At 70.8% G+C, this 12,654-nt stretch carries 12 protein-coding genes; 6 read left to right on the plus strand and 6 right to left on the minus strand.

Annotated features, from left to right (window positions below; translation table 11 throughout):
- Positions 1–75: 75 nt before the first annotated feature.
- The 3 genes from ACFWVP_RS08120 (at position 76) to ACFWVP_RS08130 (ending at position 2,448) form a co-directional block, all read left to right on the plus strand.
- Entirely contained in the window at positions 76–729 is a 654-nt protein-coding gene (locus ACFWVP_RS08120) for a hypothetical protein (RefSeq protein WP_384494576.1), read from the plus strand.
- 96 nt (positions 730–825) lie between these two features.
- Positions 826–2,124, plus strand: a complete 1,299-nt coding sequence (locus ACFWVP_RS08125; protein WP_384494578.1) for a M18 family aminopeptidase — start codon at positions 826–828, stop codon at positions 2,122–2,124.
- Between the two features lie 102 nt (positions 2,125–2,226).
- Positions 2,227–2,448: a DUF6458 family protein gene (locus tag ACFWVP_RS08130; protein ID WP_384494580.1), complete on the plus strand. Its 222-nt coding sequence runs from the start codon at positions 2,227–2,229 to the stop codon at positions 2,446–2,448.
- 65 nt (positions 2,449–2,513) lie between these two features.
- Here the strand turns inward: ACFWVP_RS08130 and ACFWVP_RS08135 are convergent, their stop codons facing one another.
- Positions 2,514–4,325 carry an NHL domain-containing thioredoxin family protein gene (locus tag ACFWVP_RS08135; protein WP_384494582.1) on the minus strand — a complete coding sequence of 604 codons (1,812 nt, stop codon included), beginning with the start codon at positions 4,323–4,325 and terminating at the stop codon, positions 2,514–2,516.
- A gap of 64 nt (positions 4,326–4,389) precedes the next feature.
- On the opposite strand from ACFWVP_RS08135, the gene ACFWVP_RS08140 reads away from it, so the two are divergent.
- Entirely contained in the window at positions 4,390–4,884 is a 495-nt protein-coding gene (locus tag ACFWVP_RS08140) for an LURP-one-related/scramblase family protein (RefSeq protein WP_384494584.1), read from the plus strand.
- A 73-nt stretch (positions 4,885–4,957) separates the two neighbouring features.
- On the opposite strand, the gene ACFWVP_RS08145 is transcribed toward ACFWVP_RS08140, so the two are convergent.
- Positions 4,958–5,749 (minus strand): carbon-nitrogen family hydrolase, encoded by a 792-nt coding sequence (locus tag ACFWVP_RS08145; protein ID WP_384494586.1) that lies wholly within the window; start codon positions 5,747–5,749, stop codon positions 4,958–4,960.
- A gap of 199 nt (positions 5,750–5,948) precedes the next feature.
- On the opposite strand from ACFWVP_RS08145, the gene ACFWVP_RS08150 reads away from it, so the two are divergent.
- Entirely contained in the window at positions 5,949–6,773 is an 825-nt protein-coding gene (locus tag ACFWVP_RS08150; RefSeq protein WP_384494588.1) for a maleylpyruvate isomerase family mycothiol-dependent enzyme, read from the plus strand.
- A gap of 60 nt (positions 6,774–6,833) precedes the next feature.
- Here the strand turns inward: ACFWVP_RS08150 and ACFWVP_RS08155 are convergent, their stop codons facing one another.
- Together ACFWVP_RS08155 and ACFWVP_RS08160 are read right to left on the minus strand one after the other, a co-directional pair.
- The gene (locus ACFWVP_RS08155) at positions 6,834–8,141 is read right to left on the minus strand and encodes a nitrate/nitrite transporter (protein WP_384494590.1); all 1,308 of its coding nucleotides are present in this window, start codon (positions 8,139–8,141) and stop codon (positions 6,834–6,836) included.
- Positions 8,138–8,821 carry a GntR family transcriptional regulator gene (locus tag ACFWVP_RS08160; protein WP_384494592.1) on the minus strand — a complete coding sequence of 228 codons (684 nt, stop codon included), beginning with the start codon at positions 8,819–8,821 and terminating at the stop codon, positions 8,138–8,140. The genes ACFWVP_RS08155 and ACFWVP_RS08160 overlap by 4 nt, the downstream gene beginning before the upstream one ends.
- A 435-nt stretch (positions 8,822–9,256) precedes the next feature.
- Between ACFWVP_RS08160 and ACFWVP_RS08165 the strand changes: the two genes are divergently transcribed.
- On the plus strand, positions 9,257–10,108 hold the full coding sequence (locus ACFWVP_RS08165; protein WP_384494594.1) for a D-alanyl-D-alanine carboxypeptidase family protein: 852 nt from the start codon (positions 9,257–9,259) through the stop codon (positions 10,106–10,108).
- Between the two features lie 138 nt (positions 10,109–10,246).
- Here ACFWVP_RS08165 and ACFWVP_RS08170 read toward each other — a convergent pair whose 3' ends face one another.
- Positions 10,247–11,662: a dihydrolipoamide acetyltransferase family protein gene (locus ACFWVP_RS08170; protein WP_384494596.1), complete on the minus strand. Its 1,416-nt coding sequence runs from the start codon at positions 11,660–11,662 to the stop codon at positions 10,247–10,249.
- Between the two features lie 11 nt (positions 11,663–11,673).
- Positions 11,674–12,654 carry an alpha-ketoacid dehydrogenase subunit beta gene (locus ACFWVP_RS08175; RefSeq protein ID WP_384494598.1) on the minus strand — a complete coding sequence of 327 codons (981 nt, stop codon included), beginning with the start codon at positions 12,652–12,654 and terminating at the stop codon, positions 11,674–11,676.

A 12,654-nucleotide genomic window follows, 5' to 3' on the forward strand; every position in this document is an offset into this window, starting at 1 on the left:
ATAGGTACGGCCCGTCCCCTGCCGGGGGCGGGCCGTACCTATGATCGTCGGTGGATTCCGAGGGGGGATGCGGTCATGGGTGCGAATTCGACGGGAACGGCCGGGACACGGCCCGCGGCGCGGTGGGCGGTGGCGGCCGGAGCGGCCGCTCTGCTGCTCACGGGCTGCGGCGGGGACGCCGAGGGCAAGGCGACCGCGCTGGACAGGGCCCAGGTCACCTCCGTGCTGCCGGACAAGGACGCGCTCGCGGGCTGGGACCTCACGGAGGACTCCTCGGTCGCCCCGATGAACGACCTGGCCCGGCGCAGCTTCTGTGCGTCCGCGGGCGACAAGGGGTGCGAGGACTCCCTGTTCATGGGCTCCGCCTCGTTCGTACGCGAGGACGAGCAGTCACGGGCCCGGTTCTGGATGGTCGCGTACGAGGACGAGAAGGCCGCCGAGGCCGCGTACGACGTGCTGTGGAAGAACACCGCGCGCACCGCGGGCAAGGACGAGGCCGACCTGGGGCCGGTGGGCGCGCGGCGTGACGCCGTGGGCGGCCCGGTGGGCTACGACGGCGCTTACGGCATCACGGGCCAGATCCGGGTGGGTACGGCGCTGCTCTGGGTCGCCTCGGACGCCCGCAGCGAGAAGAAGCTCGACAAGGAACAGGCCAAGGATCTCGCGGCACTGTTCTCCGACCGCGCGCAGCAGGCGCAGAACGGCGAGGAACCGTCCGCGAAGCTCTGAGTGCGCCGGGCACCCGGCGCTGCTTTTCGGACAGGTCAGTGGGCGGCGGCCGTCCACCGTGAACCCTCCGCGGCGGCCGTCGATACAGTGAAGTACATGAGCTCTCCCCTCCGCTTCGACCGCGGGCACACCGACGACCTGATGGCCTTCCTCATGGCCGGTCCCACCCCGTACCACGCCGTAGCCACCGCTGCCGCACGGCTGGAAAAGGCCGGTTTCCGGCAGGTCGAGGAGACGGCGGCCTGGGACGCCACCACGGGTGGGAAGTACGTGCTGCGGGGCGGCGCGATCGTCGCCTGGTACGTGCCGGAGGGCGCCGAGGCGCACACCCCGTTCAGGATCGCCGGGGCTCACACCGACTCCCCGAACCTGAGGGTCAAGCCGCAGCCCGACACGGGCTCCCACGGCTGGCGCCAGGTCGCTGTCGAGATCTACGGCGGGACGCTCCTCAACACCTGGCTCGACCGGGACCTCGGCCTGGCCGGGCGGCTCTCGCTGCGCGACGGGACCCACCGTCTGGTGAACATCGACCGGCCGCTGCTGCGCGTACCGCAACTGGCCGTGCACCTGGACCGGTCCGCGAACACCGACGGCCTCAAGCTGGACCGCCAGAAGCACATGCAGCCGATCTGGGGGCTCGGTGACGTCCACGAGGGCGACCTCATCCGTTTCGTGGCCGAGGAGGCGGGCGTCGACCCGGCGGACGTGACCGGCTGGGACCTGATGCCGCACGCCGTGGAACCGCCGGCCTATCTGGGCCGGGACCATGAGCTGCTGGCCGGTCCGCGCATGGACAACCTGCTCTCCGTGCACGCCGCGACGGCCGCGCTGGCCGCCGTGGCCGGGCTGCCGGACGACGAGATCCCGTACATCCCGGTGCTGGCCGCCTTCGACCACGAGGAGAACGGCTCGCAGTCCGACACGGGCGCGGACGGGCCGCTGCTCGGCGGCGTCCTGGAGCGCTCCGTGTTCGCCCGCGGCGGCTCGTACGAGGACCGGGCCCGGGCCTTCGCCGGGACCGTCTGCCTCTCCTCCGACACCGGCCACGCGATCCACCCGAACTACGGCGAACGCCACGACCCGACGCATCACCCGGTGGTCAACGGCGGACCGATCCTCAAGGTCAACGTCAACATGCGGTACGCGACCGACGGCAGCGGCCGGGCCGTGTTCGCGGCGGCCTGCGAGAAGGCGGGTGTGCCGTGGCAGACCTTCGTCTCCAACAACTCGATGCCCTGCGGTACCACGATCGGTCCGATCACCGCCGCCCGGCACGGCATCCAGACCGTCGACATCGGCGTCGCGATCCTGTCGATGCACAGTGCCCGTGAGCTGTGCGGCGCGGACGACCCGCACCTCCTGGCCGGCGCGCTCGCGACGTTCCTGGCAGGCTGACGCGCCGTCTCCTCGGCGGTCGCCGGACATGGTTGCCGCCGGACCGGGTACCCGACCCGTACACCGGCCCGGATTCACCGGGCCGTCGAGGAGGCGGAATTCATGGGACTCGGAGGATGCATACTCCTGATCGGTGCCGGGGCGATTCTCGCTTTCGCCACCGACTGGAAGCTCGAGACCGTCAACGTCGACATGGTCGGCTGGATCATGATGCTGGTCGGCCTCGTCGGGGTGTTCGTCTACGTGAGCATCGCGCGGCGGCGCCGCATGGTCGTGCCGCCCACCACCACGGTCGTGACGGAGGACGAGCGCCGCTACCAGTGACCTGCCGGTGGCCCGTCGCCGACCCGGAGGGCGCGGCGGTGCCCCGCCGGCGCCCTCCTGAGCCGTCAGCCCCGCTCGTCCAGTCCGGCCAGCACCAGCGGGAGCCTGGCCACCCCGTCGGCGGTGACGCGGACGGGAACACCCCAGTCCTGCTGGTGCATATGGCAGGCCGGATACTCGTTCGCCGGGTCGTCGTCGCAGGACGCCGCCATCGCCGACACGTGCAGGACGCCCTCGGTGACATCGTCCGCCAGGCGGAGGTCGCGGCCCAGGTCCGTGCCCTGCCCCGAACCCTCGGCCAGCAGTTCGGGCGGGGTCGAGGAGACCAGGAGCCGGGTCGAGGGCCCGTACCGGGTGTCCAGCTTCTGCCCGGCGGGGGCCTGGAAGACCACGTCCAGGCGGAGTATGCCGGCCGCCACCTCGGTGGCGGCCCGCTGCGTGCGATGGGCCCGGTCGGCCACCCTGACGGCCTCCTCGGGGAGCCGTAGCCGGGTCAGCCGGTGCCGGGCGGACTCGACGACGACCAGGTCGCCGTCGACGAGCACGGCGTCGCTCGGCTCACGCAGGTCCGTTGCCAGCGTGGTGACCTCACCGCTCTCGGGGTCGTAGCGCCGCAGCGCGTGGTTGTACGTGTCGCTGACCGCAACGGAGCCGTCGGGCAGGGCCGTGACGCCCAGCGGGTGCTGGAAGAGCGCCTGCTCGGCTGGGCCGTCGCGGTGGCCGAAGTCGAAAAGTCCGGTGCCGACGGCGGTGTGGACGGTTCCGTCCAGGTCCACGTACCGCAGCGCGGAGGTCTCCGGGTCGGCGACCCAGAGCCGGTCACCGGCCGCCGCCAGACCCGACGGCTGCGCGAACCACGCCTCGGCGCCGGGCCCGTCGACCAGCCCCTCGTTGGTCGTGCCCGCGGCGACCCGCACGGTTCCCGCGCCGGGGTCGTACGTCCACAGCTGGTGCACCCCGGCCATGGCGATCCACAGCCGGTCGCCGAACCAGGCGATGTCCCACGGCGAGGAGAGGTCTACCTCGGTGGCCGGGCCACTGGTGGCGGAACCCTGCCACCACTGGCGTCCCGTGCCGGCCAGCGTGGTCGTCAGGCCCGTGGCGAGGTCGAGGGCCCTGATCGCGTGGTTCACCGTGTCCGCGACGGCGATCCGGCCGTCGGGCAGGACCGCGAGGCCCTGCGGCTCGCTGAACCCGGCCTCGGCGGGGCCGCCGTCCGCGAACCCGCGCGTACCGGAACCGAAGTGCCTGCGCACCGTCTCGCCGTCCGCGTCCAGCTCGACCAGCCGGTGACGGGTCGTGTCGGAGACCAGGAAGCCGCCGTCGGGCAGGGCGAGCGCCTTGCCGGGGAACCGCAGATGCGTGGCGACGGGCTCCGGCGCCACATAGGGGCCGTCACCGCGGCGCAGCGTGCCCTTCGCGGCGTGCTCGTCCTCCAGCTCCTGGACGAGCTTCTCGATGGCGTGGGCGTGCCCCTCGCCCGCGTGCTGGGCGACGACATAGCCCTCCGGGTCGACGACGACGAGCGTCGGCCAGGCGCGCACGGCGTACTGCTTCCAGGTGGCGAGCTCGGGGTCGTCCAGGACGGGGTGGTGCACGGCGTAGCGCTCGACGGCGTCGACGACCGCCTGGTGCTCGGCCTCGTGCACGAACTTCGGCGAATGGACGCCGATGATCACCACGGTGTCGCGGTGCTTCTCCTCCAGCTCGCGCAGCTCATCGAGGACATGCAGACAGTTGACACAGCAGAAGGTCCAGAAATCCAGGATCACAATGCGTCCTCGCAGGTCAGCGAGGGTGTACTGCTGGTCGCCTGTATTGAGCCAGCCGCCCTTGCCGATCAGTTCGGGGGCGCGGACCCGTGCACGTGCTGTCATGCCACCAGTCAACAGCACCGCGGCCTGCGCGCATTCCGACGGGGCGTCGGGGAACCTGTGATCCATGAGACTTCTCGTGCGTGAGCGCCTGTTCGCCGTCGGCGACGACTACTGGATCGAGGACGCGGACGGACACAAGGTCTTCCTCGTCGACGGCAAGGCCATGCGGCTCCGCGACACCTTCGAGCTGAAGGACACCGACGGCCGGGTGCTGGTGGAGATCCGCCAGAAGCTGGTCAGCCTGCGCGACACGATGATCATCGAGCGTGACGGCGAGGAGCTCGCCAAGGTCAAGCGGAAGCGGCTCTCACTGCTGCGCAACCACTACCGGGTGACGCTGGTGGACGGTACCGAACTCGACGTCAGCGGCAAGATCCTGGACCGCGAGTTCGCCGTCGACTACGACGGCGAGCTGCTGGCACAGGTCTCCCGGCGCTGGCTCACCGTCCGGGACACCTACGGGATCGACATCGTGCGGGAGGACGCCGACATGCCGCTGCTCGTCGCGGTGGCGGTGTGCGTGATCGTGCTCGCCGACAAGGAGGACGGGAAGGACTGAGCCCGGGCCTCCCTGTTTCACGTGAAACAGGGAGGGCCCCGTGAAGCGGCAAGGGGTTCCCCCGTCGCGGTGTTCAGCGCGGCGGGGCGAGGCCCAAACGGCGGTCCTTGAGGGCCGGGAACTGCTCCCGGGTGGTGGCGGTCCTCGCCGGGTCGAACTCCACGGTGAGCACCTCCTCGCCCGCTCCGGCCTCGGCCAGCACCTCGCCCCACGGGTCGACGACGGTGCTGTGCCCGGCCTGCTCGACCCCGGCGTGCGTGCCCGCGGTGCCGACCGCCAGGACGTACGCCTGGTTCTCGACGGCTCGGGCCCGCGCCAGCAGGGTCCAGTGCGAGCGGCGGCGCTCCGGCCAGCCGGCCGCGACGACCAGCGTCTCGGCACCCCCGTCGACGAGCCCCCGGAACATCTCGGGGAAGCGCAGGTCGTAGCAGGTGGCGAGGCCGAGCGTGGTCTGCGGCAGGGCCACGGTGACGAGCTCCTCGCCGGCGCCCATCATCACCGCCTCGCCCTTGTCGAAGCCGAAACGGTGGATCTTGCGGTACGCGGCGGCCCGCTCACCCTCGGGTGTGAAGACGAGCGAGGTGTTGTAGAGGGTGCCGTCCCCGGCGCGCTCCACGAAGGACCCCGCGTGCAGCCAGACACCGGCCTCGGCCGCGGCCTTCGCCATCACGTCGTGCGTGGGGCCCCGCAGCGGTTCGGCCTCGTCCGCGAACGCGGTGTAGGCGAAGGCACCGACCGGCCAGAGCTCGGGGAGGACCACCAGGTCCGCTCCCCGCTGCGCCACGACCAGTGAAGCCGCGCGCTCCCTACGAGAATTGGCAGATTCGTCCGGGTTTACTGCGATCTGGATGAGGGAGGCGTGCACACTACCACCGTCCTGGCATGAGAGACGTCAACACGGGCCTACGATCGTCACACGAAAGCACTGCCGGGGTGCCTGCTCGCAGCGTAACTTAGCGAGCGAACCTCCCACGCAGCCCGCAGACAGCGCCGTCAGTGCCGGCCAGCCCGCCGGCACTCCCTGCTCTCCAGCCCATGCACCGCAGAACCGCACGAGGGGTCCCGTGACCGTCCATCCCAGCCTCCAGACCTACGCCGATGCCTGGACCCACTCCGTCGAGTCGATAGCCGAGCTGGTCAAGCCGCTCGCCGAGGGGGAGTGGAACCGCCGTACGCCCTGCCCGGGCTGGTCGGTGCGCGACATCGTCTCGCACGTCATCGGCATGGAGTGCGAACAGCTCGGCGATCCGCGCCCGATCCACACGCTGCCGCGCGACCTCTACCACGTGCAGAACGACTACCAGCGCTACATGGAGATGCAGGTCGACGTACGACGCCACCACACGGCGCCGGAGATGACCTCGGAGCTCGATTACACGCTCATCCGCCGCATGCGTCAGCTGCGCAACGAGTCACGCGCCCCCGAGACCATGGTCCGGGCACCGCTGGGCGCCGAGCAGACACTGGAACTGGCGCTGCACATGCGCGCCTTCGACGTCTGGGTGCACGAGCAGGACCTGCGTACGACGCTGGGTCAGCCGGGCAACCTGGACTCCCCCGGCGCCCTGGTCGCGCGGGACACCCTGCTGGCCGCGCTGCCGGACGTGGTCGCCAAGGACGCGGGCGCACCGCCCAATTCGGCGGTGGTCGTCGATGTGCACGGCCCCGTGGAGTTCCTGCGCACGGTCCGGGTGGACGGCGACGGGCGCGGTTCGGTCGACGGTGCGCCGTCGCTGGGCCCCGCGGTGACGCTGGCGACGGACTGGGAGACGTACTACCGCCTGGCCTGCGGCAGGGTACGGCCGCAGGCGGTGGAGGACCGGATCAAGATCGAGGGCGACCAGGACCTGGCGGCGACGATCCTGCGGCACTTCGCGGTGACGCGCTAGCGAGCCGATCGGCGGCGCCCGCCCGTACGCGGACCGGGACGGGCGCGCCGCCGGGCACGGTCAGACCGGGACGTGCACGGCCTCCACCCGGCTGACGACGTGATGGTCCCGTTCCCGGTGTGTGGCACTGGCGTGCAGCCGCAGGATCTGTACGACTCCGAGCGCCTCCAGGACGAAGACCGAGGCGAACGCGACGCGGTAGTCGTCACCCGTCGCGTCGAGCAGTACACCGACCGCGAACAGCGTGGTCATGGAGGCGACGAAGCCGCCCATGTTGACGATCCCCGACGCCGTCCCCTGGCGCTCCGGAGGATTGGCGGGCCGAGCGAAGTCGAAGCCGATCATCGACGCGGGTCCGCAGGAGCCGAGCACCACGCACAGGGTGACCAGCAGCCACATCGGGGCGTGTTCACCGGGGTGCAGGATCGTGGCCGCCCACAGCAGCGCGGTCAGCCCGACGGTGCCGAGGGCCAGTGGCGCGCGCGCCGCGTGGTGCCGGGCGATGACCTGCCCGTAGACGAGGCCCACCACCATGTTGGAGAGCACCACCAGGGTGAGCAGTTCACCGGCGGTGCCCCGGCTCAGCCCCTGGGCCTCCACCAGGAAGGGCATGCCCCACAGCAGGAGGAAGACCATGGCGGGGAACTGCGTGGTGAAGTGCACCCACATGCCGATGCGGGTGCCCGGCTCCCGCCACGCGGCGGCGATCTGCCTGCGCACGTACGCGGAACCGGCGTGCTCGGACGGCGGCGGCTCGTGCCCCTCCGGGTGGTCCCTCAGGAAGAGCAGCAGCAGGACCAGCACCACCACCCCCGCCACCGCGCTGCCCGCGAAGGTCGCGGTCCAGCCGAATCCGTGCAGCGCGCGGGCGATGAAGAGGGTCGAGACGAGGTTGCCCGCCATGCCGAAGAGCGCGGCGACCTGCCCGATCATCGGCCCGCTCCGGGCCGGGAACCAGCGGGCGCCGAGCCGCAGGACGCTGATGAACGTCATCGCGTCGCCGCAGCCGAGCAGGGCCCGGGAGGCGAGCGCCATACCGTACGAGGGGGAGAGGGCGAAGCCCAACTGCCCCAGGGTGAACAGCACCACCCCGATGGTGAGGACCTTCTTCGTCCCGAGCCGGTCGACCATCAGGCCGACGGGTATCTGCATGCCCGCGTAGACGAGCAGCTGCAGGATGGAGAACGTCGACAGGGCCGAGGCGTTGACGTCGAACCGGTCGGCGGCGTCGAGGCCGGCGACCCCCAGGCTCGTACGGAAGATGATGGCGACGAAGTAGACGGCGACCCCGATGCCCCAGACCCAGGCGGCACGCCGGCCGCCGGGCGGGTCTCCGGGCAGGGCGAGGGTGGGGGCGGCGGACGTCACCGGTCCTCACCCCTGACCAGCACCTTGACCCGGCTGACGTGCCGCCGTACGACCTGCGCGGCGCCTTCGGCGTCGCCTGCCCTGATGGCGTCCAGCAGTTCACCGTGCTCGGTGATGTTGGCGGCGATCCTGCCGGGGTGCGCCTCCATCACGGCGACGCCCATCCGCAGCTGCCGGTCGCGGAGCTGGTCGTAGAGGCGGGAGAGGATCTCGTTGCCCGCGTTCTTCACGATCTCGGCGTGGAAACAGCGGTCCTTGACGGACACGGCTGCCAGGTCGCCGGCCTCGGCCAGCTGACGCTGCTCCTCCAGGAGCTCTTCGAGACGGGCGATCAGCCGCGCCGAGGCGGGGACGGCCTTGCGCGCCGCGAACTCCTCGACGAGCAGCCGGGTCTCCACGACATCGGCGATCTCCTGCGCGGAGACGGCCAGGACCATGGCGCCCTTCTTCGGGTAGAGCCTGATCAGCCCCTCGACCTCCAGCCGCAGCAGCGCCTCCCGTACCGGCGTACGGGACACCCCGACGGCTTCCGCGAGGTCGCCCTCGGTGAGGAGGGTGCCGCCCTCGTAGCGGCGGTCGAGGACCGCCTCCTTGATGTGGGTGTAGACGCGTTCGGCGGCGGGAGGCTGCTTGACGGGGGGCTTGGCGGGCTCGACGGGAGCAGGAGACGCGGCAGGCATGCACACAGCATAGATACAACATGCACGCATGGCAGAACGGTTCCACGATGCGGGACACCCGGGCGCCCCGCGCACCCCGGTCCGCGCGCCGCCTCCGCGCCGCCGAACACCCCGGTCCGCGCAATGCCCGCACCCCGGTCCACCCTGGTCCACACCGGTCCGCGCACCGTTCCCGCCGCCCGCACGCCGGACAGTGCTCCCGTACGCCGGCCCTCCCGCGCCCCCACGCCGGGCCGGCCCGCGACGCTCGTGCCGGAGTCCGCCCTCCGTACGCGGGGTTCCCTGAATCACCCCTGCGGCAGCACATCCATTCGCCCGCCTCATGAGTCTCACCACCGAGCGGCACCCTCATGCGGCCGCAAAACAGGGGTATTTGGAGCGTTTGACTTGAATATCAGTCTTAAGGGCATAAACCGCGCAACCGTTGCCGCCACCGTGGCTCTCACCGCGGGTGCCGTCCTCGCAGGCAGCGCGCTCGCCTCGACAGCGCAGGCAGCGACACTGCCGACGCCCACGATCGCCGCCAAGGGCGGCTTCGTGATGAACAACGGCACCGCGAAGGCGCTCTACAGCAAATCCGCGGACACCCGTCGCTCCACCGGCTCGACCACCAAGATAATGACGGCCAAGGTGGTGCTGGCCCAGAAGAATCTGAATCTGGACTCCAAGGTCACGATCCAGAAGGCGTACAGCGACTACATCGTCTCCAAGAACGCCTCGTCGGCCCGGCTGATCGTCGGCGACAAGGTCACGGTCCGTCAGCTGCTGTACGGGCTGATGCTGCCGTCCGGCTGCGACGCGGCCTACGCCCTGGCCGACAAGTTCGGTTCCGGCACGACCCGCGCGGCCCGGGTGAAGTCCTTCATCGGCAAGATGAACGCCAGCGCGAAGAGCCTCGGCCTGAAGAACACCCACTTCGACTCGTTCGACGGGATCAGCAGCGGCTCGAACTACTCGACGCCCCGCGACCTGACGAAGATCGCCAGCAGCGCGCTGAAGAGCTCCACGTTCCGCGCGATCGTGAAGACGAAGTCGACTAAGCAGAAGGTCACGACGAAGAGCGGCGGCTACCGCTACATGTCGTGGACCAACACCAACACCCTGCTCGGCAGCTACAGCGGCGCGATCGGCGTGAAGACCGGTTCCGGCCCGGCGGCCAAGTACTGCCTGGTATTCGCGGCCACCCGCAACGGCAAGACGATCATCGGGACGGTCCTCACCTCGACCTCCTCGACGACCCGCACCGCGGACGCGAAGAAGCTCCTGGACTACGGCTTCAAGAAGTAGCCCCGGCACGCGACCGGATGACACGGGGAGGGGCCTGCCGCACGATGCGGCAGGCCCCTCCCTCGTTGTGCGACGGACCGCCGGGGCCTCTCGCTCGGATCATGCCGGGCTCGCGGGGCCTGATCCGAACGAAAGGCGCTAGGCCCAGGTGATCAGCCGCTTCGGCTGTTCCAGGATCGCGGCGACGTCCGCGAGCACCTTGGAGCCGAGCTCGCCGTCGACCAGCCGGTGGTCGAACGACAGGGCCAGCGTGGTCACCTGGCGGGGCTTCACCTTGCCCTTGTGGACCCACGGCTGGAGCTTGATCGCCCCGACCGCGAGGATCGCGGACTCGCCCGGGTTGAGGATGGGCGTGCCCGTGTCGACGCCGAAGACACCGACGTTCGTGATGGTCACCGTGCCGCCCGCCATCGCCGCGGGGGACGTCTTGCCCTCGCGGGCCACGGAGACCAGTTCGCCCAGTGCGGCGGCCAGCTGCGGCAGGGTCTTGTCCTGCGCGTCCTTGATGTTCGGCACGATCAGACCGCGCGGGGTGGCCGCGGCGATACCCAGGTTGACGTAGTGCTTCTGCACGATCTCCTGGGCGGCCTCGTCCCAGGCCGCGTTGACCTCGGGATTGCGCCTGATCGCGACCAGGAGGGCCTTGGCGATGATCAGGAGCGGGTTGACCCGGACCCCCGCCATGTCCTTGTCCTCCTTGAGCTCCGCCACCAGCTTCATCGTGCGCGTCACGTCGACCGTCACGAACTCCGTGACGTGCGGCGCCGTGAAGGCACTGCCGACCATGGCCTGCGCGATGGCCTTGCGTACGCCCTTGACCGGGACACGCGTCTCCCGGGCGCCCGCGGCCACGGGGCTCGCGGCCCGCTCGGGCTCGGCCGGAACCTGGACCGCCGCGGGTACGGGCGACGGGGCGGGAGCCTCGGCCGCGGCCGGAACGGCCGCCGCGTGGACGTCCTGGCGGGTGATGATGCCGCCCTCGCCGGTCGGGGTGACCGTCGCGAGGTCGATGCCCAGGTCCTTCGCGAGCTTGCGCACCGGCGGCTTGGCGAGCGGCCGGCTCTCCGGGACCACCGCACCGTGGCCGTTGATCTCGGCCTGGACGGCGGCGGCGGCCGGACCGGGGACCTCGACACCCTTGCGGGCGCGGCGCTTGGTGGAGCTCTCGGCCACGCCGTAGCCGACCAGCACCGGCTGCCGGCCCCTGGGGGCCTCCGGCTCCGCTTCCGCCACCGGCTGCGCGACGGGTGCCGGGGTCGCCTCCGCGGCCGGGGCGTCACCGCTGCCGGGTGCCACGTCCACCGCGATGATCACCTCGCCGACGTCGACGGTCGTGCCCTCGGGGAAGCGCAGCTCGTGCACCACCCCGTCGAACGGGATCGGCAGCTCGACCGCGGCCTTGGCCGTCTCGACCTCGCACACGACCTGGCCGTCGGTGACGGTGTCGCCGGGCTGGACGAACCACTTGAGGATCTCGGCCTCGGTGAGTCCCTCGCCCACGTCGGGCATCTTGAACTCACGGAAGCGAGCAGACGTTTCGGTCATCGTCGTCACGAGCCCTCTCCTCAGTACGCCAGCGAGCGGTCGACGGCGTCGAGCACCCGGTCGAGACCCGGCAGGTACTCGTCCTCGAGCCGGGCCGGCGGGTACGGAACGTGGTAGCCGCCGACCCTCAGCACCGGTGCCTCGAGGTGGTAGAAGCAGCGTTCGGTGATGCGGGCGGCGATCTCGGCCCCGGAGCCGTAGAACACCGGCGCCTCGTGGACCACGACGAGCCGGCCGGTCTTCTCGACGGACTTCTGCACGGCGTCGAAGTCGATCGGGGACATCGACCGCAGGTCCAGGACCTCCAGCGACTTGCCCTCCTCCTGCGCGGCCGCGGCCGCCTCCAGGCAGACCTTCACCATCGGGCCGTACGCGACGAGCGTGAGGTCGGCGCCCTCGCGGGCCACGACGGCCTTGTGCAGCGGGCCGGGGATGGACTCGGTGTCGACCTCACCCTTGTCCCAGTAGCGCCGCTTCGGCTCGAAGAAGATGATCGGGTCGTCGCTCTGCACGGCCTGCTGCATCATCCAGTAGGCGTCGCTCGCGTTCGAGGGGGAGACGACCTTCAGGCCCGCCACGTGCGCGAACAGGGCCTCGGGCGACTCGCTGTGGTGCTCGACGGCACCGATGCCGCCGCCGTACGGGATGCGGACGACGACCGGCAGCTTGATCTTTCCGAGCGCGCGGGCGTGCATCTTGGCGAGCTGCGTGACGATCTGGTCGTACGCGGGGAAGACGAAGCCGTCGAACTGGATCTCGACGATCGGGCGGTAGCCGCGCAGGGCGAGGCCGATGGCCGTTCCGACGATGCCTGACTCGGCGAGCGGGGTGTCGATGACCCGGTCCTCGCCGAAGTCCTTCTGCAGCCCGTCCGTGATCCGGAAGACGCCGCCGAGCTTGCCGACGTCCTCACCCATGATGAGGACCTTGGGGTCGGTGTCGAGGGCCTTGCGCAGCGACTCGTTGAGCGCCTTCGCGATGGACATCTTTTCCATGGCCAT

This window comes from Streptomyces sp. NPDC058637 (assembly GCF_042717325.1).
Taxonomy (GTDB): domain Bacteria; phylum Actinomycetota; class Actinomycetes; order Streptomycetales; family Streptomycetaceae; genus Streptomyces.